The 23,468-nt window shown below is 68.9% G+C and carries 2 protein-coding genes; both read left to right on the top strand.

What is annotated here, in order from left to right; genetic code table 11:
• Window position 1 precedes the first annotated feature (1 nt).
• A complete protein-coding gene (locus ACXI0U_RS28680) occupies window positions 2-11,086 on the top strand; it encodes an amino acid adenylation domain-containing protein (protein ID WP_479551182.1) in 11,085 nt (3,694 codons plus the stop codon).
• Window positions 11,086-23,409 (top strand): non-ribosomal peptide synthase/polyketide synthase, encoded by a 12,324-nt coding sequence (locus ACXI0U_RS28675; protein ID WP_479551181.1) that lies wholly within the window; start codon window positions 11,086-11,088, stop codon window positions 23,407-23,409. The genes ACXI0U_RS28680 and ACXI0U_RS28675 overlap by 1 nt, the downstream gene beginning before the upstream one ends.
• Window positions 23,410-23,468: the final 59 nt, after the last annotated feature.

The raw sequence follows: 23,468 nt of genomic DNA, 5'->3' as shown, positions 1-23,468 counted from the left end.
CATGACCCCGCTCGACAACCTCTCCCTGGTCCAGCGTTTCATCCGCCTGCCGCTGGCACAGCGCCAGGCCTTCCTGGACAAGCTGCGCAGCAAGAACATGAGCTTCTCGGCGCTGCCGATACCGGTGACGCGCCACGAGTTCCCCTCGCTGGAGCTGTCCTACGCCCAGGAGCGCCAATGGTTCCTCTGGCGCCTGGACCCCGAGAGCGCCGCCTACAACATGCCCACCGCCCTGAGGCTGCGGGGTGCCCTGGATATCGAGGCGCTGCAATGCAGCGTCGACGGCCTGCTTGAGCGCCACGAAGTCCTGCGCACGGTGTTCGTCGAGGACGGGCAGGGCCTGCGCCAGGTGGTGGTCGAGGCCGGCAGCCTGGCGATGGAGGTCCAGGCCCTCGAAGGCGCTGTCGACGAGGGGGCGATCAAGGCGTTCGTCGATCACGAAGTCGCCCGCCCGTTCGACCTGCAGCGGGGCCCGCTGGTGCGGCTGAAGCTGCTGAAGCTGGCCCAGGACGACCATGTACTGGTCCTCACCCTGCACCACATCGTTTCCGACGGTGCCTCCTCGCAGGTGATGGTCGAGGACCTGATCGAGCTCTATCTCGCCTATGCCAGCGGTCGAGCGGCGGCGCTGGCGCCGCTGCCGATCCAGTACGCGGACTACGCGATCTGGCAGCGGAAGTGGATGGAAGCCGGCGAGCAGCAACGCCAGCTGGCCTACTGGACCGAACGGCTGGGCGATGCCGGCAGCGTGCTGTCGCTGCCCGTCGACCGTGCCCGACCGCTGGTCCAGAGCCACCGCGGTGCACGCCTGGACCTGCAGCTGGAAACCGCGCTGGCCTCGGCGTTGCGCGAACTGGCCCAGCGCCAGGGGCTGACCCTGTTCATGGTGCTGCTGGCATCGTTCCAGGCCCTGCTGCACCGCTACAGCGGGCAGGCGGACATCCGCGTCGGCGTGCCGATCGCCAACCGCAACCGCGTGGAGACCGAACGCCTGATCGGCTTCTTCGTCAACACCCAGGTGCTGGATGCGGATATCCGCGGCGACATGCCCTTCACCGATCTGCTGGCGCAGGTCAAGCAGGCCGCCCTGGGTGCGCAGGCGCATCAGGACCTGCCGTTCGAACAGGTGGTGCAGGCCCTGGCTCCCGAGCGTCAGCTCAGCCATGGCCCGCTGTTCCAGGTGATGTTCAACCACCAGACCGATGCGGCGGGCCAAGCCCTGCAACTGCCGGGGCTGCGGGTGGAGAGCCTGGACTGGAGCGCCCACACCGCCCAGTTCGATCTGACCCTGGACACCCTGGAAGCCGCCGGCGAACTCACTGCCTCGCTGACCTACGCCACCGACCTGTTCGATGCAGACACCGTCTCGCGCCTGGCCGACCATTGGCTCAACCTGCTGCGCGGCATCGTTGCCGACCCGCAGTGCCGCGTTGGCGAACTGCCCCTGCTCGATGCCGAGGAGCGCCAGGCGAACCTGCAGCAGTGGAACCCGGCAGCCCGTGATTTCGACGTCACCCAGTGCGCCCACCAGCGCATCGCCGAGCAGGCACGCCTGCGCCCGGAGGCCATTGCCCTGCGCTTCGAGGCGCAGACCCTGAGCTATGGCGAACTCGATGCCTGGGCCAACCGCCTGGCCCACCAATTGATCGAGCGCGGCGTCGGCCCGGATGTGCGAGTGGGCCTCGCTGTCGAACGCAGCCTGGAGATGGTGGTGGGCCTGCTGGCGATCCTCAAGGCCGGCGGCGCCTATGTGCCCCTGGACCCGAGCTACCCCGAGGACCGCCTGGCCTACATGATCGAGGACAGCGGCATCCGCCTGCTGCTGACCTTGCCAGCCTTGCTACAGAGCCTGCCGATCCCGGCAACGGTGGATGCATTGCTGCTGGAGGGCGCGGCGGGCTACCCCGAGCACGATCCGCAGGTGGCGATGTCGCCGGCCAACCTGGCCTATGTGATCTACACCTCCGGCTCCACCGGCAAGCCCAAGGGCACGCTGCTGCCCCACAGCAACATCATGCGGCTGTTCCAGGCCACTGAGGGCTGGTTCGACTTCGGCCCGCAGGACGTCTGGTCGCTGTTCCATTCCTATGCCTTCGATTTCTCGGTCTGGGAAATCTTCGGCGCGCTGCTCTACGGCGGTGAGCTGGTGATCGTGCCCCATGACGTGAGCCGTTCGCCGCAGGACTTCCACGCGCTGCTGGTGAGCACCGGCGTCACCGTGCTCAACCAGACGCCCTCGGCCTTCAAGCCGCTGATGCAGGTGGCCTGCGCCGATTCGCGCCCCTTGGCGCTGCGCTATGTGGTGTTTGGCGGCGAGGCCCTGGACGTGCACGGCCTGCGCCCCTGGTTCGAACGTTTCGGCGACACCGCGCCGCAGCTGATCAACATGTACGGCATCACCGAGACCACGGTGCACGTCACCTACCGCCCGCTGTCCCTGGCTGATCTTGAGCATGACGCCAGCAGCCCCATCGGCGAGCCGATCCCGGACCTGTCCTGGTACCTGCTCGATGGCGAGCTCAACCCCGTGCCCCGTGGCTGCATCGGCGAGCTCTACGTGGGCCGTGCCGGCCTGGCACGGGGCTACCTGAACCGCGGTGATCTGACCGCACAGCGCTTCATTCCCGATCCCTTCGGCGAGCCCGGTGCGCGCCTGTACCGCACGGGCGACCTGGCGCAGTACCGCAGCGATGGCGTCATCCAGTACGTGGGGCGCATCGACCACCAGGTGAAGATCCGTGGTTTCCGTATCGAACTGGGTGAGATCGAGGCGCGCCTGGCGGCGCTGGAACCCGTGCGCGAGGCCGTGGTGCTGGCCCATGAAGGGCCGACCGGTACGCAGCTGGTGGGCTACGTGCTGCCAGCGAGTCCGCTGGAGGATGCCGGCGCATTGCGTGACGCCCTGAAAACCGGGCTGAAGGCCGAGTTGCCGGACTACATGGTGCCGACGCACCTGCTGTTCGTGGAGCGCTGGCCGCTGACCGCCAACGGCAAGCTGGATCGCAAGGCGCTGCCGCAGCCGGATGCGAGCCAGGCGCAGCAGCACCATGTGGCGCCGCAGAGCGAGCTGGAGCAACGCCTGGCGCTGATCTGGCAGGACGTGCTGAAGCTGGAGCGGGTAGGGCTCAACGACAACTTCTTCGAGCTGGGCGGGCACTCGTTGCTGGCCACCCAGATGGTGTCGCGGATTCGCCAGGAGCTGGGGCTCGACCTGCAGCTTCGCCAACTGTTCGAGAATGCCGACTTCAAGGCCTGCGTGAAGGTGCTGGAACAATCCGCAGGTGTGCAGACCCTGTCCATTCCACGGGTGGATCGCGGGCAGAGCCTGCCGCTGTCCTATGCCCAGCAGCGCCAGTGGTTCCTCTGGCAGATGGAGCCGGGCAGCGCCGCCTATCACATTCCTGCAGCGCTGCGGATCGAGGGCGAGCTCGACATCGAGGCACTGCAACGGGCCTTCGCGGGCCTGGTGCAGCGTCACGAAAGCCTGCGCACCACTTTCGTCCAGAGCGATGGGCAGGCCCGTCAACTGATCCACCCCGACCTGCCGCTGGTGCTGTCGCCCGAGGTGGAGGAGGGCGCGGATGAGGCGTACATCCGCGCCTTCGTGCAGAAGCAGGTCAGCGAACCCTTCGACCTCGAAAAGGGCCCGCTGCTGCGGGTCGGCCTGCTGCGCATCGCGCCGCAGGCGCATGTGCTGGTGCTGACCCAGCACCACATCGTCTCCGATGGCTGGTCGATGCAACTGCTGGTGCAGGAGCTGATGGAGGGCTATGCGGCCCATGGCCAGGGCCTGGCCGTGCGTCAGGACGCCTTGCCCATCCAGTACGCGGACTATGCCGCCTGGCAACGCCAGTGGATGGAAGCGGGCGAGCGCGAACGCCAGCTGGCCTACTGGACCGCCGCCCTGGGCGACGAGCACCCGTTGCTGGAGCTGCCCACCGACCGCCCACGCCCGGCCCAGCAGAGTTTCGCCGGTGCCCGCCTGGCCATCGAGCTGCCGCCGGCATTGGCCGGGCAACTCGCCCAGCTGGCGCAGCGCGAGGGCGTGACCCTGTTCATGGTGCTGCTGGCCTCGTTCCAGGCGCTGCTGCACCGCTACAGCGGGCAGGCAGACATCCGCGTCGGCGTGCCGATCGCCAACCGCAACCGCGTGGAGACCGAGCGCCTGATCGGCTTCTTCGTCAACACCCAGGTGCTCAGGGCCCAGGTCGATGGGCAGGTGCGCTTCGCCGATCTGCTCGGGCAGGCCCGGGATGCGGCGCTGGGCGCGGAAGCACACCAGGACCTGCCCTTCGAACAGTTGGTGGATGCCCTGCGCCCGGAGCGCAGCCTGAGCCACAGCCCACTGTTCCAGGTGCTCTACAACCACCAGAGCGCCGGTCGTGAGGCGCTGCCGTCCCTTCCCGGGTTGACGCTGAAAGCGCAGGACTGGGACAGCCACACCGCCCAGTTCGACCTGACCCTGGACACCCTGGAAGCCGCCGGTGAACTCACCGCCTCGCTGACCTACGCCACCGACCTGTTCGATGCGGGCACCGTCTCGCGCCTGGCCGGCCATTGGCTCAACCTGCTGCGCGGCATCGTCGCCGACCCGCAGTGCCGCGTCGGCGAACTGCCCCTGCTCGATGCCGAGGAGCGCCAGGCGAACCTGCAGCAGTGGAACCCGGCGGCCCGTGATTTCGACGTCACCCAATGTGCCCACCAGCGCATCGCCGAGCAGGCGCGCCTGCGCCCGGCGGCCATCGCCCTGCGCTTCGAGGCACAGACCCTGAGCTATGGCGAACTCGATACCTGGGCCAACCGCCTGGCCCACCAGCTGATCGAGCGCGGCGTCGGCCCGGATGTGCGAGTGGGCCTCGCTGTCGAACGCAGCCTGGAAATGGTGGTGGGCCTGTTGGCGATCCTCAAGGCCGGTGGCGCCTATGTGCCCCTGGACCCGAGCTACCCCGAGGACCGCCTGGCCTACATGATCGAGGACAGCGGCATCCGCCTGCTGCTGACCCTGCCAGCCTTGCTACAGAGCCTGCCGATCCCGGCAACGGTGGATGCATTGCTGCTGGAGGGCGCGGCGGGCTACCCCGAGCACGATCCGCAGGTGGCGATGTCGCCGGCCAACCTGGCCTATGTGATCTACACCTCCGGCTCCACCGGCAAGCCCAAGGGCACGCTGCTGCCCCACAGCAACATCATGCGGCTGTTCCAGGCCACCGAGGGCTGGTTCGACTTCGGCGCACAGGATGTCTGGTCGCTGTTCCATTCCTATGCCTTCGATTTCTCGGTCTGGGAAATCTTCGGCGCGCTGCTCTACGGCGGCGAGTTGGTGATCGTGCCCCACGATGTGAGCCGTTCGCCGCAGGACTTCCATGCCCTGCTGGTGAGCACCGGCGTCACCGTGCTGAACCAGACGCCCTCGGCCTTCAAGCCGCTGATGCAGATCGCCTGCGCCGCCCAGGATGAGCTGGCGCTGCGTTACGTGGTGTTCGGTGGCGAGGCCCTGGACGTGCACAGCCTGCGCCCCTGGTTCGAACGCTTCGGCGACACCGCGCCGCAGCTGATCAACATGTACGGCATCACCGAGACCACGGTGCACGTCACCTACCGTCCGCTGTCCCTGGCGGACCTGGAACATGACGCCAGCAGCCCCATTGGCGAGCCGATTCCGGACCTGTCCTGGTACCTGCTCGATGGCGAGCTCAACCCCGTGCCCCGTGGCTGCATCGGTGAGCTCTATGTAGGTCGCGCCGGCCTGGCGCGGGGCTACCTGAACCGGGGCGACCTGACCGCACAGCGTTTCATCCCCGACCCCTTCGGCGAGCCCGGTGCGCGCCTGTATCGCACCGGCGACTTGGCGCAGTACCGCAGCGATGGCGTCATCCAATACGTGGGGCGCATCGACCACCAGGTGAAGATCCGTGGTTTCCGCATCGAGCTGGGTGAGATCGAGGCGCGCCTGGCGGCGCTGGATGCCGTGCGCGAGGCCGTGGTACTGGCCCATGAAGGGCCGACCGGCACCCAGCTGGTGGGCTACGTGCTGCCAGCGAGTCCGCTGGAGGATGCCGCAGCACTGCGCGACGCCCTGAAAGCCGAGCTGAAGGCCGAATTGCCGGACTACATGGTGCCGACGCACCTGCTGTTCGTGGAGCACTGGCCGCTGACCGCCAACGGCAAGCTGGACCGCAAGGCGCTGCCGCAACCGGATGCGAGCCAGGCGCAGCAGCACTACGTGGCGCCGCAAAGCGAGCTGGAGCAGCGCCTGGCGCTGATCTGGCAGGACGTGCTCAAGCTGGAGCGGGTAGGGCTCAACGACAACTTCTTCGAGCTGGGCGGCGACTCGATCATCTCCATCCAGGTGGTGAGCCGCGCCCGTCAGGACGGCATCCGCATCACGCCCAAGGACCTGTTCCAGCACCAGACCGTCCAGGCACTGGCCGGCGTTGCGCAGGTGGGCGACGAAGCGTTCGTCGTGGACCAGGGGCCGGTCCTGGGCAGCACGCCCTTGCTGCCGATCCAGCAAGCCTTCTTCGCCGAGCCCATCCCCGAACGCCATCACTACAACCAGTCGGTGTTGCTGGCCCCGGCCAGCCCGTTGCAACCCGGGGTGCTGGAGCAGGCCCTGCGCAGCCTGGTCAGGCATCACGATGCCCTGCGGCTGAGCTTCGTCGAGGGCGTGGAAGGCTGGGAGGCGACTCACCGTGACCTCGACCGCCAGGAACAGGGCTGGGCACACGCCAGCCTGCTCTGGGAGGCCAGTGTCGCGGATGCCGCCGCCCTGGACGCGCTGCTCGAGCGGGCCCAGCGCAGCCTGGACCTGCAGGACGGCCCGCTGCTGCGCGCGGTGCTGGCCACCCTGGCGGACGGCACCCAGCGCCTGCAGTTGGTGGTCCACCACCTGGCGATCGATGGCGTTTCCTGGCGCATCCTCTTCGACGACCTGCAGGCCGCCTACCGCCAAGTGCAGGGCGGCGAGCCGGTGCGGCTGCCGTCCAAGACCAGTTCGGTCAAGGCGTTCGCCGAGCAGATGCAGCGCCATGCCCGCAGCGAAACCCTGCAACGGCAGCTGGGGTTCTGGCAGGAGCACCTGCAGGACGCTTGCGCCGAACTGCCCTGCGAACACCCGGATGCACCCCGCGAGGCGCGCCTGGCGCACACCCTGTTCACCCAGCTGGGCCGGGAGGCGACCCGACGCCTGTTGCAGGAGGCCCCCAAGGCCTACCGCACCCAGGTCAACGATCTGCTGCTCACCGCCCTGGCACGGGTGATCTGCCGCTGGACCGGGCAGCCGAACACCCTCATCCAGCTGGAAGGCCATGGTCGTGAGGAGCTGTTCCCCAACATCGACCTGACCCGCACCCTCGGCTGGTTCACCAGCCTGTTCCCGGTGAAGCTCACGCCGGCGGGCGCCCTGGCGGCGTCGATCAAGGCGATCAAGGAGCAGCTGCGGGCCGTTCCCGACAAGGGCACGGGCTTCGGTGCGCTGCGCTACCTGGGGGACGAGAGCGCCCGTGCCGCGCTGCGGGCGCTGCCCGAGCCGCGCCTGACCTTCAACTACCTCGGCCAGTTCGACGGCAGCTTCGACGACAGCCAGGCGGCACTGTTCCGCCCGGCCCGCGAGGGTTCCGGTGCCGATCACAGCCCGCTGGCGCCCCTGGGCAACTGGCTGAGCCTCAACGGCCAGGTGTACGACGGCGAGCTGAGCCTGGGCTGGACCTTCAGCCGCGAGCAGTTCGACGAGCGGACGATCCAGCGACTGGCCGATGACTATGCCGCCGAGCTGGAGCAGCTGATCGAACACTGCGCCCAGCCGATCAACCAGGGCGTGACGCCCTCGGACTTCCCCCTGGCCGGGCTCGGCCAGGGGCAGCTGGATGCGCTGCCGGTTTCTGCCCGAGAGGTCGACGACCTCTACCCGCTGACGCCGATGCAGCAGGGCATGCTGTTCCACAGCCTGTATGAGCCGGGCACCGGCCACTACATCAACCAGATGCGCCTGGACATGCAGGGGCTCGACCCCGAGCGTTTCCAGCGGGCCTGGCAGGAAGCCGTGGAAGCCCACGACATCCTGCGCAGCCGGTTCATCTGGGAGGGTGGCCTGGAGCGACCGCTGCAGGTCGTCCAGCGCCAGGTCGAGGTTCCTTTCACACGGCACGACTGGCGTGGCCGCGATGCCCTGGCCACCGCGCTCGATGCCCTGGCGACCGCCGAACTGGAGCAGGGCTTCGACCTGGCCCGTGCGCCCTTGCTGCGCCTGGCCCTGGTGCAGGTCGGCGAAGGTGCCTGGCACCTGGTCTACACCCACCACCACATCCTCATGGATGGCTGGAGCAATTCGCAGCTGCTCGGCGAGGTGCTGCAGCGCTATGCGGGGCAGCAGGTGGTGCGCCAGGGCGGGCGCTACCGCGACTACATCGCCTGGCTGGCGGGGCGCGACCCCGTTGCCAGCGAAACCTTCTGGCGTGGCCAACTGGCAGCCCTCGACGCGCCGACCCGCCTGGCCGGGCCGGACCAGCCGCGCGCCTCCCGGGCCGACGAGCCCAGCCACGACAGCTTCCATCGCTCGCTTTCGCGGGAGGAATGCCAGCGCCTGGGCGAGTTCGCCCGGCAGCAGAAGGTCACGCTCAATACCCTGGTGCAGGCCGCCTGGCTGTTGCTGCTGCAACGCCACACGGGGCAGGACGGCGTGGCGTTCGGCGCCACGGTGGCCGGTCGCCCGGCCGAACTGCGGGGCATCCAGGAACAGATCGGCCTGTTCATCAACACCTTGCCGGTGATCGCCAGCCCGCGTCCCGAGCAACCCCTCGTCGACCTGCTGCAGGCGTTGCAGGCGCAGAACCTGGCGCTGCGCGAGCACGAGCACACGCCGCTGTACGACATCCAGCGCTGGGCGGGGCAGGGCGGGGACAGCCTGTTCGACACCTTGCTGGTGTTCGAGAACTACCCGGTCTCCCAGGCGCTGCAGGACAGCGCACCGGACGGGCTCGGCTTCGGCGCCCTCGGCAACCGGGAACAAACTAATTTCCCGCTGACCCTGGCCGTTCATCTGAGTGACATCCTCAACCTGCACTTCACCTATGCCAACGCTTGCTATTCCCGCGAATCGATCCAGGGCCTCGGTGACCAGATGGTGCACCTGCTGATGCAGATGCCCGGTTCGAACGCCCAGCGTCGTCTCGGCGAGTTCGGCCTGCTGGACGCGCCGATGCACACCCGCGTGGTGGAGCAGTGGAACGCCACCGAGACCGCGCTGCGGGATGCGCGCCAGGTGCACCAGTGGGTGGCCTTCCAGGCACAGCGCCAGCCCCAGGCCGTGGCCGTGCTGGCAGAGGGGCAGAGCCTCACCTACGGGCAGCTCAACGCCCAAGCCAACCGCCTGGCGCACCTGCTGATCGAGCGCGGCGTGGGCCCCGATGTGCTGGTGGGGCTCGCCTTGCAGCGAGGGCCGCTGATGGTGGTCGGGCTGCTGGCGATCCTCAAGGCCGGTGGCGCCTATGTGCCCCTGGACCCGGCCTACCCGCAGGACCGCCTGGCCTACATGGTCGAGGACAGCGGCATCGCCCTGCTGCTCAGCGAGCGGGCCCTGGAGGCGCGGTTCGCCGACAGCGGCGTGAGCTGCCTGGCGCTGGATGGCCTGGACGAAGCGCTGGCCAGCCGCGACGAGCGCGACCCGGCGGTTTCGCCGGACGGGCAGAACCTGGCCTATGTGATCTACACCTCCGGTTCCACCGGGCGCCCCAAGGGCGTGGGCATCCGCCACAGCGCGCTGAGCAACCACATGGCGTGGATGCAGGACCGCCTGGCGCTGCAGGCCGAGGACCGCGTGCTGCAGAAGACCGCGATCAGCTTCGACGCCTCGGTCTGGGAATTCTGGCTGCCGTTGATGAGCGGTGCGCAGCTGGTCCTGGCGAGCCCGGACCTGAACCTCGACCTGACCCGTCTCTGGGCCGAGGTGGCGCGCTGGCGGATCAGCGTCCTGCAGCTCGCCCCCTCGCTGCTGCAGGCCCTGCTGCCCCTGGCCCGGCGCGAGCAGCTGGCCTCCCTGCGCCTGTTGCTCTGCGGCGGCGAGGCCCTGGGCCAGCACCTGGCGGACCAGGCGATGGCGCTGTTCGACGGTGAGCTGCACAACCTCTACGGGCCGACGGAAGCCACCATCGACAGCACCAGCCACCTCGTGGCAGCCGCCGAGGGTGACGAGCGCCGCACGGTCGCCATCGGCCGCCCGCTGGGCAACGTGCGCACCTATGTTCTCGACTGTGCGCTGCAGCCCTGCGCCATCGGCGCCGTCGGCGAGCTGTACATCGCTGGCGATTCGCTGGCCCGTGGTTATCACCAGCGACCGGCGCTGACCGCCGAGCGCTTCATACCCGACCCCTTCGCCCGCAGCGGTCGCGAGGGCGGGCGGCTGTACCGCACCGGGGACCTGGTGCGGTACGCCGCGGATGGCGTCATCGAATACATCGGGCGCATCGACCACCAGGTCAAGGTCCGTGGCCTGCGCATCGAACTCGGCGAGATCGAGGCCCGCCTGCGGGCCCAGCCGGAGGTGCGTGAAGCCGTGGTCCTGGCCCCGGATGGCCAGGCCCTGGTGGCCTATGTGGTCGCCGAGGAAGGCGCGCTGGAACCGGCCGAAGCGGTGCTCGGCGAACGGCTGAAGGCGCGCCTGGCCGATCACCTGCCGGACTTCATGGTGCCCGGCCAGGTGGTGTTCCTGGACCGCCTGCCGCTGACCACCAACGGCAAGCTGGATCGCAAGGCACTGCCGGCGCCGGATGTCCGCCCGTTGCAGGTGGCCTATGTGGCGCCCAGCAGCGAGCTGGAGCTGAAGGTCGCCGCCATCTGGCAGGACGTGTTGAAGCTCGATCAGGTCGGGCTCGGCGACGATTTCTTCGAACGGGGTGGGCACTCGTTGCTGGCGGTGAACGTGGTTTCGCGCCTGCAACTGGAGCTGGGCATGAGCCTCACCCCACAATTGATATTCCAGCACCCGGTACTGGGGGACTTCGTCGCCCAGCTGCAACAGACCGGGGCGCCAACGAGTACGTCGACATTGAGCAGGCTCGAGGCCCTGCTCGATGAAATGGAGGAGGTTTGATGGACAACACGGTTGCTTTACGCATCGCCAGGCGCTTCATCACGTTGCCATTGGAGAAGCGCAGGCAGTACCTGCAGAAGATGCGTGAAGAAAACGTGTCGCCGGCGAACCTGCCGATCCCGCCGGTGAGCGATGTGTTCGACAGCCTGCCGCTGTCCTTCGCCCAGGAGCGCCAATGGTTCCTCTGGCAGCTCGACCCGGACAGCGCCGCCTACCACATGCCCACGGCCCTGCGCCTGCATGGCGCGCTGGATGTGGCGGCGCTGGAGCGCAGCTTCAACGCCCTGGTCGCGCGGCACGACAGCCTGCGCACCACCTTCGTCCAGGACGGTGAGGCGACCTTCCAGCGGGTCGGCTCGCCGGCACCGCTGACGCTGGCGGCCGAGCCCCTGGCGCAGGTTCCGGATGCCCAGCAGCTGCGCCAACTGATCGAGGAGCAGACCGAGCAGCTCTTCGACCTGCAGAACGGGCCGCTGCTGCGCGTCCGTCTGTTGCGCCTGGCCGATGACGATCACCTGCTGATCGTGGTGCTGCACCACATCGTCTCCGATGGCTGGTCGATGCAGGTCATGGTGGAGGAGCTGGTCACCTTCTATGCCGGCTTCAGCCGTGGCCAGGCGCCCGAGTTGCCGCCGCTGCCGATCCAGTACGTCGACTACGCCATCTGGCAGCGGCACTGGATGGAAGCGGGCGAGCGCGAGCGGCAGCTGGAGTACTGGACGGGCCTGCTCGGCGGCCGGCAGCCGGTGCTGGAACTGCCCACCGATTTCCCGCGCCCGGCGGTGATGAGCTACCGCGGCGCGCGCCTGGAGGTCGCGCTGGACGACGGCCTGTCATCCGGGTTGAAGCAGATGGCCCAGCGTGAGGGCGTCAGCCTGTTCATGCTGCTCCTGGCGTCCTTCCAGGCCCTGCTGCACCGCTACAGCGGGCAGGACGACATCCGCGTCGGCGTGCCCACCGCGAACCGCAACCGGGTGGAGACCGAGCGCCTGATCGGCTTCTTCGTCAACACCCAGGTCCTGCGCAGCGAGGTCGACGGCCAGGCGCCGTTCCGCGCGTTGCTGCAGGACGTCAAGCAGGCGGCGCTGGGGGCCCAGGCCCACCAGGACCTGCCTTTCGAACAATTGGTGGAGGCGCTGCAACCGGAGCGCAACCTCAGCCATACGCCGCTGTTCCAGGTGCTGTTCAACCACCAGACGGAGGGCCCTGCACGCGGGGCACCGGTGGGTGGGCTGCGGGTCGAGGGGCTGCAGGGCGAGACCCGCACGGCGTCGTTCGACCTGACCCTGGAGACGCTCGAGCATCCCGACGGCATCAGCGCCTCCATGACCTACGCCACCGACCTGTTCTGCGCCGCCACGGTGGAGCGCATGGCCGGCCATTGGCTGAACCTGCTGCGCGGCATCCTGGCCAGGCCGGAGCAGGCCGTCGGCGAGCTGCCGCTGCTGGATGCGAGCCAGCAGCAGGCGATGCTGGTGGAGCTGAACGACACGGCGGTCGCGCTGCCGGAGGCGCGCTTCGTCCATGAGCTGTTCCAGGCCCAGGTGACGCGTGATCCCGACGCCATCGCCCTGGTGATCGGCGAAGAACGACTGGGCTATGCCGATCTCAACCGTCGCGCCAATCGCCTGGCCGGCCGGCTGGTCGAGCTGGGCGTGGGGCCGGACGTGCTGGTGGGGCTCTCGGTGGAGCGCAGCGTGGACATGCTGGTGGGGCTGCTCGCCATCCTCAAGGCCGGCGGCGCCTACCTGCCGCTGGACCCGGCGTTCCCCGAGGATCGCCTGGCCTACATGATCGAGGACAGCGGCGTCGAGCTGCTGCTGACCCAGCGCGCGCTGGCCGAGCGCCTGCCGGTACCGACGACGGTGCGGGCACTGCTGCTGGACGAGCTTGGCGACTCGCTGGATGCCTTCCCCGACGCGGACCTGCCCACCCGGATCGAAGCGGAAAACCTCGCCTACACCCTCTACACATCGGGCTCCACCGGGCGCCCCAAGGGCGTGATGGTGCGCCATGGCGCGCTGACCAACTTCGTCGCCAGCATGGCCCGTGTTCCGGGCGTCGTGGCCGGGGACCGGGTGCTGTCGCTGACCACCTTCTCCTTCGACATCTTCGGCCTGGAAATCTACGTGCCCCTGATGGTCGGCGCGCGCATCGTGCTGAGTGGACCCGAGGTCGCCCAGGACCCCTACGCGGTACTGGACCTGGTGGAACGCGAGCAGGTGAACGTGCTACAGGCGACGCCTTCGTCCTGGCGCATGCTGCTGGACAACGAGCGGGCAGAGGTCCTGCGTGGCTGCACCTTCCTCTGTGGCGGCGAGGCGCTGCCGCGCGAACTGGCGGCCCGCATGCTGGCCCTGGGCGGCGAGGTATGGAACCTCTACGGGCCGACCGAGACCACCATCTGGTCGGCCATCCACGGGCTTGGCCAAGAGGCCCCCGAGCCCTGGCTGGGGCGCCCCATCGACAACACCGCCCTCTATGTGGTCGGCGCCGACCTGTCCCCCGTGCCCCATGGCGTGGCCGGTGAACTGCTGATCGCCGGCGACGGCCTCGCGCGGGGTTACTTCCAGCGCCCGGGGCTGACCGCCGAACGCTTCATTCCCAATCCCTTCAAGGCTGGGGAGCGCCTGTACCGCACCGGCGACCTGGCCCGTATCCGTGCCGACGGCATCATCGAGTACCTGGGCCGCATCGATCACCAGGTGAAGATCCGTGGCTTCCGCATCGAGCTGGGCGAGATCGAGGCGCGCCTGCAGGAACAGGACGAAGTGCGCGAGGTCGCCGTGGTGGCGCAGGACGCCCCGGGCGGACAGGTGCTGGTGGCCTACGTCGTGCCCCGCGACATGCCGGCTGCCGAAGATGCCGACGCCCAGGCCCGGCTGCGTGACGGCCTCAACGACCGCCTGCGCCTGAAGCTGCCGGACTACATGGTGCCCGCGTACACGGTGCTGCTGGAGCGCTTCCCCCTCACGCCCAACGGCAAGCTGGACCGCAAGCAACTGCCCAGGCCCGATGCGCGGCAATGGCAGAAGGCCTATGTGGCGCCGCGCACCGAACTGGAGCGGGCCATCGCCGAGGTCTGGGCGCAGGTGCTTCGCGTCGACCGGGTCGGCGTGCACGACAGCTTCTTCGAGCTGGGCGGGCATTCGCTGCTCGCCACCCAGGTCATGGCGCGCCTGCGCCAGGCCCTGCAGGCCCAGGTACCGCTGCGCCTGCTCTTCGCCCACCCCGAGCTCGATGCCCTGGCGCGTGCCCTGGAAGAGGACATGCAGCCGGTCGAGCAACCGATCCCGCGGGTTTCCCGGGAGCAGCCGCTGGAACTCTCCCATGCCCAGCAACGGCAATGGATTCTCTGGCAGCTGGAGCCCAGCAGCAGCGCCTATCACATCCCGGCGGCCCTGCGCCTTCGCGGCGCCCTGGACCTGCCCGCGCTGGAGCGCAGCTTCGCCGCCCTGGTCGCGCGCCATGAAAGCCTGCGCACGTCGTTCGTGCTGGACGGCGAGCGGCCCCTGCAGGTGATCCACCCGGCGGCGCCGGTGCTGATCGAGGTCGAGGCGCTGGCCGCCGACGCGAGCGACGAGGCGATACGGGCGGCGGTGGAGGCCGAGACCCGGCGCCTGTTCGATCTGCAGGCCGGCCCTCTGCTGAGGGTGAAGCTGTTGCGGCTGGCCGAGGACGACCATGTCCTGGTACTCACCCAGCACCACATCGTTTCCGATGCCTGGTCGATGCGCGTGATGATCGACGAGACGCTGAAACTCTATGTCGGCCACAGCCAGGGCCAGCCCGTAGCCCTGCCGGAGCTGCCGATCCAGTACGCCGACTACGGCCACTGGCAGCGGCGCTGGCTGGAGGAGGGCGAGCAGGCCCGCCAGCTGGCCTACTGGAGCGCGCAGCTGGGAGGCGAGCAGCCCGTCCTGGAGCTGCCGACGGACCGGCCGCGCCCGGCACAACAGAGCTATCGCGGCGCGCGCATCGCCATCGCCCTGGAGCCGACCCTGGCGGTTGCGCTCAAGCAACTGGCGCAGCGCGAGAACTGCAGCCTGTTCATGGTGCTGCTGGCCTCCTTCCAGGTGCTGCTGCACCGCTTCAGCGGGCAGGGCGACATCCGTGTCGGCGTGCCGACCGCCAACCGCAACCGCCTGGAGACCGAAGGCCTGATCGGCTTTTTCGTCAACACCCAGGTACTCAAGGCCCAGGTCGACGGCCACGCGCCCTTCGCGACGCTGCTGCGCCAGGTGCGCCACACCGCCCAGCAGGCCCAGGCGCATCAGGACCTGCCCTTCGAGCAATTGGTGGAGGCGCTGCAACCGGCGCGCAACCTGAGCCACAGCCCGCTGTTCCAGGTGATGTTCAACCACGGCGGCGAGGTGCAGCGCGAGGTCACGTCCCTGGCCGGCCTGGCGCTGGAAGAGCTCAGCTGGGATGCCGGCACCGCGCAGTTCGACCTGACGCTGGACACCTTCGAGTACGAGGCGGGCCTTTCCGCCGCGCTGTCCTATGCGACCGACCTGTTCGACCGCGCCACCGTGGAGCGCATGGGGCAGCACTGGCTGAACCTGCTGCGCGGCATCGTCGCCAGCCCCAGCCAGGCCGTCGGCGAGCTGCCGCTGCTGGATGCCGGGCAGCGTCATCACATGCTCTACGAGTGGAACCGCACCGGCGCCCACTACCCGAACCACCAGCCGGTCCATCACCTGATCGAGGCACAGGCGGCGGCGAACCCCACAGCCTGTGCGCTGGTCTTCGCCGGCCAGGCCCTCAGCTACGGCGAGCTCAACGCGCGGGCCAACCGCTGGGCGCACCGCCTGATCGAACAGGGCGTGACCGCCGACTCCCTGGTGGGGATCTCGGTGCACCGCAGCCTGGAAATGGTCGTGGGCCTGCTGGCCATCCTCAAGGCCGGCGGCGCCTATGTGCCGCTGGACCCGGAATACCCCCGCGAACGCCTGGCCTACATGATCGAGGACAGCGGCATCGAGCTGCTGCTGACCCAGGCCGGGCTGCAGGATCAGCTGCCGATACCCGGTGGCGTGAAGACCTTGCTGCTGGACGATGGCGATGCGCGGTTGCAGGGCTACCCGGCCGGCAACCCCGAGGTGCCGCTCGCCGCCTCGAACCTGGCCTATGTGATCTACACCTCCGGCTCCACGGGCAAGCCCAAGGGCGCGGGCAACAGCCACGGCGCGCTGACCAACCGCCTGTGCTGGATGCAGGACGCCTACGGGCTCGGCGAAGGCGACAGCGTGCTGCAGAAGACGCCGTTCAGCTTCGACGTTTCGGTCTGGGAGTTCTTCTGGCCGCTGATGTACGGTGTGCGCCTGGTGGTTGCCGAGCCGGGTGCCCACCGCGACCCCGCGCAGCTGATCCGGCTGATCGAGGACGAGGCCATCACCACCCTGCATTTCGTGCCCTCGATGCTGCAGGCCTTCCTGCTGGACGAGAACGCGGGGCGCTGCCGCAGCCTGACCCGCATCGTCTGCAGCGGCGAAGCCCTGCCGGTGGATGCCCAGCAGCAGGTGTTCGCCCGATTGCCCGGTGCCGCCCTGTACAACCTGTATGGCCCGACGGAAGCGGCCATCGACGTGACGCACTGGACCTGCCGCGACGAAGGGCGCGAGGCGGTGCCGATCGGCGAGCCCATCGCCAACCTGATGACCTACATCCTCGACCCCGAGCTGAACCCGGTGCCGGTCGGCGTCAGCGGCGAGCTCTACCTCAGTGGCCAGGGCCTTGCCCGTGGCTACCATCGCCGTCCCGCGTTGACGGCGGAGCGCTTCGTGGCCAGCCCCTTCGTGGAGGGCGAGCGGCTGTACCGCACCGGTGACCTGGCCCGTTACCGCGCCGATGGCGTCATCGACTACCTGGGCCGTATCGACCACCAGGTGAAGATCCGTGGCCTGCGCATCGAGCTGGGCGAGATCGAAGCGCGCCTTCTGGACCATGACGGCGTGCGCGAGGCCGTGGTCGTCGCCCTGGACGGGCGCAGCGGCAAGTACCTCAGCGCCTACCTGGTCCTGCAGGGAGAAACGCCGGACTGGCCGCTCCTGCGTGAGCAACTGGTCGCGCACCTCCAGCGCACCCTGCCCGAGCACATGGTGCCGCCGCACATCACCGCGCTGGAGCGCATGCCGCTGAGCCCCAACGGCAAGCTGGATCGCAAGGCGCTGCCGGTTCCGAGCCTGGACGAGGCGCAGAGCGCCTATGTGGCACCCGGCAGCGAGGTCGAGCGGACCCTGGCGGAAATCTGGCAGGCGGTGCTCGGTGTGCCCGAGGTGGGCATCACCGACAACTTCTTCGCCCTGGGCGGCGATTCGATCAACTCGATCCAGGTGGTCAGCCGCGCCCGCCAGCGGGGCATCGTCCTGGCGCCTCGCGACCTGTTCCTGCACCAGAACATCCAGGCCCTGGCCCAGGTCGCCCAGCAGGGCGAGGCGAACCTGGCGGACCAGGGACCGGTCACCGGGGAGAGCCTGCTGCTGCCCATGCAGCAGGGCTTCCTCGCCAGCGAAATCGCCCAGCCGCAGCACTGGAACCAGTCGATCCTGCTGACGCCGCGCGAGCCGCTCGACGTCGCGCGGCTGGGTGGGGCCCTCGAAGCGGTCGTCGCCCATCACGATGCATTGCGCCTGCGCTTCCACAAGACCGCCAGCGGCAGCTGGAAGGCCCGCCACGCGGCCGTGGCTGCGCAACCGCTCGAGGTCTGGCAAGGCACCGCTCGCGATGCCGATGAGCTCGTCGCCCTGGCCAACCGCGCGCAACGCAGCCTGGACCTGCAACAGGGCCCGTTGCTGCGCTGCAGCCTGATCGACATGGCCGATGGCAGCTCGCGCCTGCACCTGGCCATCCACCACCTGGTGGTGGATGGCGTGTCCTGGCGCATCCTCCTGGAAGACCTGCAGAGCGCCTACGAGCAGCTGTCGCGCGGCGAGGCGGTGAAGCTGCCGGCCAAGTCGACAGCATTCAGGACCTGGGCCGAGCGCCTGCACGACCATGCGGGAAGCGATGCGCTGGAGCGGGAGCTGGCCTACTGGACCAGCCGCCTCGACCAGCCCGTGCCGGAATTGCCCAGGGCGAACCCCGAAGGCAGCCAGGCCTCCGTGCATGGGCATTCGGTGAGCCTGTCGCTGAGCGTCGAGCAGACCCAGCGCCTGCTCAAGCAGGCCCCGTCGGCCTATCGCACCCAGGTCAATGACCTGCTGCTCAGCGCGCTGGCCACGGCCGTCTGCCAATGGACCGGCCAGCCGGCCTGCCTGGTGGAGCTGGAAGGCCACGGCCGCGAGGAGATCTTCGACGGCATCGACCTGAGCCGCACCGTCGGCTGGTTCACCAGCCTGTACCCGGTGCTGCTGACCCCTTCGGACAACCCGGGGGAATCGATCAAGCGCATCAAGGAGCAGCTGCGGGCCGTGCCGGACAAGGGCCTCGGCTATGGCGTGCTGCGCCACCTGGGCGCGCCGGATATCCAGCAGCGCCTGGCCGGGTTGCCCCAGGCCCGCATCACCTTCAACTACCTGGGCCAGTTCGACCAGAGCTTCGACGAGCAGGCGCTGTTCGTGCCGGGCGAGGAGGGCAGCGGTGACGGCCACGGCGACGATGTGCCCCTGGGCAACTGGCTGACCATCAACGGCAAGGTCTTCGATGGCCGCTTGAGCCTGGACTGGACCTTCAGCCGCGAGGTGTTCGACATCGCCGTGATGGAGCGCCTGGCGGGCGCCTATGGCGCTGCGCTGGGGCGGCTCATCGACCATTGCTGCGACGAGGGCATCCAGGGCCTGACGCCGTCCGACTTCCCGCTCGCCGGCCTGAACCAGAAGCAGCTGGATGCGCTGCCGGTAGCGGTGCCGCAGATCCAGGATGTGTACCCGCTGTCGCCGATGCAGGAAGGCATGCTGTTCCACAGCCTGGCCGACGACGCCACCGGGCTGTACGTCAACCAGATCAGCCTGCCCGTCGAGGGCCTCGACGCCGAGCGCTTCGCCTGGGCCTGGGAGCAGGTGATCGCCCGCGAGGACATCCTGCGGACCAGCTTCCACTGGCAGAGCGGCTCGAGCGAGCCGGTGCAGATCGTCCACCGCCATGTGGCGCTGGACCTGCGGCAGGAAGACTGGCGGCAGCGCGAGCAGGGCGAAGAGGCCCTCGCCGAGCGCGCGGCGGCCGATTACCGGGAAGGCTTCGACCTGGCGCAGGCCCCCTTGCAGCGCGTGTTGCTGCTGCGCCTGGACGAGCAGCGCCACCAGCTGATCTGGACCTGCCACCACATCCTCATGGACGGCTGGAGCAGTTCGCGGCTGTTCGGCGAGGTCATGCAGTTCTATGCCAAGGGCCAGGTCGCGAGCCGCAACGGGCCTTACCGTGACTTCATCGCCTGGCTGAAGCGGCAGGATGGGAACAGCCTGGAGTCGTTCTGGCGGGCACGCCTGGGCGAGCTGGAGCAGGCCACCTTCCTCGGCCAGTCGGTCTTCCCCCGGCATGTGCAGGACCTGCCGGGCCACGACGCCCTGTACACCCGCTGGGACGAGGTGCAGACCCGCCGCCTGCAGCAGGCCTGCCGCGACCTGCACATCACCCCCAACACCCTGATCCAGGGCGCCTGGCTGCTGCTGTTGCAACGCTTCACCGGCCAATCCACCGTGGTGTTCGGCGCCACCGTGGCGGGGCGCCCGGCCAGCCTGGCCAACGCCGACAGCATCCTGGGCCTGTTCATCAACACCCTGCCGGTGATCCAGACCCTGCGGGCGGAGCAGCCCCTGGTGCAATGGCTGCAGCAGCTCCAGGCGTACAACCTGGAGATCCGCGAGCACGCCCACGCCCCCCTGGCGGATATCCAGCGCTGGTCCGGGATGGGCGGCCAGGGGCTGTTCGACAGCATCCTGGTGTTCGAGAACTACCCGATCGACGAACGCCTGGGCGAGGAGAACGACACCGGCCTGAGCTTCGGTGCGTCCCGCAACCACGATGTGACCAACTTCCCCATGGACCTGGCGGTGCACCTGGGGGATCGGCTGTCCATCGAGTACCTGTTCCTGCGCAATGCGTTCAGCGTCGAGGCGGTGGAGCGTATCCGCGTCACCATGGAGCACATGCTGGAGGTGCTGATCGCCTCGCCGGACGTGGCCCTGGGCAACCTCGCGCTGCTGCCGCCCGTGCAGCAGCAGGCCTTCGCCCAGTGGAGCGCGGCGCCCGTGGCCGATGAACAGCCGACGGCACTGCTGCCCGAGCTGATCGCCCGCCACGCCGCCGAGCGCCCGGACGCCGTGGCGCTGATCTGTGGTGAACGGCAACTGTCCTATGGCGAGCTGGAGAGCCTGTCGGACCGGTTGGCCCACCGCCTGCTGGCGCTTGGCGCAGGCCCGGAGAACGTGGTCGGCGTGGCCCTGGAGCGCTCGGTGGAGACGGTCGTGGCCTTCCTGGCGGTGATGAAGAGCGGGGCGGCCTATGTCCCCCTCGACATCGACTACCCGGCGGAACGGCTGGCCTTCATGATCGAAGACTCCGCCATGGCGCTGCTGGTGAGCCACAGCGGCGTGCAGGAGCGCTTGCCCCGGGTGGATGGCCCGCAGGTGTTGCTGCTGGATGGCTTCGACGAATGGGCCGGCAGCACCGAGCCGCTGCGCAGCGGCCTGCTGGTGCAGAACCTGGCCTACCTGATCTACACCTCCGGCTCCACCGGCCGGCCCAAGGGCGTCGCGGTGACCCATGGCCCGCTGAGCATGCATTGCCAGGCGATCGCCAGGCTGTACGAGATGGATGCCGCGACCCGCGAGCTGCACTTCATGTCGTTCGCCTTCGACGGGGCCCATGAGCGCTGGCTGAGCACCTTGTTCAGCGGCGGCACCCTGGTCATCCGCGACGGTGCGCTGTGGACGCCCGAGCAGACCTTCGAGGCCCTGCACCGGCACGCCATCAGCATCGCCTGCTTCCCGCCGGCCTACCTCAAGCAGCTGGCCGAATACGCGGAGCAGAGCGGGCTGACCCCGCCACCGGTGCGCGTGTACTGCTTCGGCGGCGACGCGGTGCCGGACCAGACCTTCGAACAGGTGAAGGCCGCCCTGCGTCCCCGCTACTTCACCAACGGCTACGGGCCGACCGAGACCGTGGTCACCCCGATGCTGTGGAAGGTGCCGGCCAGCACCCGCTGCGAAGCCGCCTATGCGCCCATCGGGCGCGCGGTGGGGCAGCGCGCGCTCTATGTGCTGGACGAGAACCTCAACCCGTTGCCACCGGGCATCGCCGGCGAGCTCTACATCGGTGGCGAAGGCGTCGCCCGCGGCTATCACCGTCGTGCCGGGCTCAGCGCCGAGCGCTTCGTGCCCGACCCCTTCGGCAAGCCGGGTGATCGCATGTACCGCAGTGGCGACCTGGTGCGCCGCCGCGCCGATGGCGTGCTCGACTACGTCGGCCGCATCGATCACCAGATCAAGGTACGGGGCTTCCGTATCGAACTGGGTGAGATCGAGGCCTGCCTGCGCCAGTCGGGCGATGTCGGCGACGCCGTCGTGGTCGCCCGGGACAGCGCTTCGGGCAAGCAACTGATCGGCTACGTGGTGACGCCGGGCGGCGAGCCCATCGGCGACCGCCTGAAAGCCGAGCTGCGGGCCAGCCTGCCGGACTACATGGTGCCGGCGCAGATCATCTGCCTGCCGCGCCTGCCGGTGACGCCCAACGGCAAGCTTGATCGCCAGGCGCTGCCGGAGCCCGAGTTCAAGGGCACCCAGTACGTGGCCGGGCGGACCCGCGACGAGCAGTTGATGGCGCAGGTCTGGGCCGAGGTGCTGCAGGTGGAGCAGGTGGGCATCACCGACAACTTCTTCGAGCTGGGGGGCGACTCCATCCTCAGCCTGCAGGTGGTGTCGAGGGTGCGTAACCACCCGGAGCTGAACATGGAGCTGAAGCTCCGGGACCTGATGCGCCACCAGACCATCGAGGCGATCTTCGGGCAGCGACCAGTTGCGGATCAGCCCCAGGCGGACACCACCCAGGTGGCTGCCGAAGGCCAGTTCAACCTGATTCCGATCCAGCAGTGGCTGTTCGATGAGCGCATGGAAGAGCCTCACCACTTCAACCAGGCGTTGATGTTGCGCGCACGCCAGGCATTGAACCTGGCGGCCCTGGAGCTGGCGCTGCGCAGCATCGTCCAGCAGCACGACGCCCTGCGCCTGCGCTTCACCGAGGTCGGCGGGCGCAACCTGCAGCACTACCAGCCGTTGGCGGAGATGCAGGCGCTCTGGGCGTCGGAGCCCTTGCTCTGGCAGCGGGAGGTCGTGGACGAGGCGGAGCTGGAACTGTTCGCCGAGGAGGTCCAGCGCAGCCTGGACCTGCACGACGGCCCGGTCTGGCGCACCGCCCATGTGGCCATGGCCAACGGCGAGACCCGGGTGCTGATGGTGATCCATCACCTGGTCATCGACACCGTCTCCTGGCGGGTGCTGCTGCAGGACCTGCAGATGGCCTACGAGGCCTACGACAGGGGCGAGGCGCCAAGCTTCCCGTTCCGCACCAGCAGCTACCGTGCCTGGGCGGAAGGTCTGGGCGCCTATGCCGAGAGCTTCCCGGCCGAGGAGCGGGACTACTGGCTCGCGCAGGCGCGCCAGCCGGGCAGCGAGCTGCCTTGCGACAACCCGCGGGGCAAGAACCAGGTGCGGCACCAGGCGGTGGCTCACCTGACCCTGTCCGAGGTGCACACCCAGCAGCTGCTCAAGCAGGTGCCGGCGGTCTATCGGACGCAGATCAACGATGTGCTGCTGGCAGCCCTGGGCCGCGTGCTGTGCCGTTGGAGCGGGCAAGCCTCGGCGCTGATCCAGCTGGAAGGGCACGGGCGTGAGGACCTGGTGGCCGACATCGACCTGAGCCGCACCGTCGGCTGGTTCACCAGCATGTTCCCGGTACGCCTCACCCCGGGGCTGGACGACGACATCGGCGCCTCGGTCAGGGCCGTGCAACGCCAGCTGGCGGCGGTGCCGAACAAGGGGCTCGGCTACGGCGTCCTGTGCCACCTGAGTGGTCCGGAGGTCGCCGCGCAGTTGAGCGCCGCCCCCCAGGCGCGGGTCACCTTCAACTACCTGGGGCAGTTCGACCAGAGCTTCGACGACAAGGCCATGCTGGTGCCGGCGGCCGAGAGCTATGGCAGCTGCTACAGCCCCATGGCCGCACTGGGCAACTGGCTGGAAATCGTCGGGCAGGTGTACGACGGGCAGCTGGCCTTGCGCTGTGTCTTCAGCAATCGCCGCTACCGCGTCGAGACCGTCGAGCAACTTATGCAGGCCTACCAGGCCGAACTGGAGGCGCTGATCGAGCACTGCGTCGCGCAGGCGGCCTAAGTATTCGTTGCGGTCCTTCGTACTGCTGGGGGGCGCCACCTGCGTGGCCCCTCCGGTGG

This window comes from Pseudomonas sp. C9D1 (assembly GCF_056491235.1).
The sequence above is the reverse complement of the archived record's forward strand: the minus strand, read 5'-3'. Positions and strand labels throughout refer to the sequence as shown.

Excerpts from the sequence above, each read along its gene's own strand:
- ACXI0U_RS28675 (WP_479551181.1), top strand. The coding sequence starts at position 11,086 with ATGGACAACACGGTTGCTTTACGCATCGCCAGGCGCTTCATCACGTTG.
- ACXI0U_RS28680 (WP_479551182.1), top strand. The coding sequence starts at position 2 with ATGACCCCGCTCGACAACCTCTCCCTGGTCCAGCGTTTCATCCGCCTG.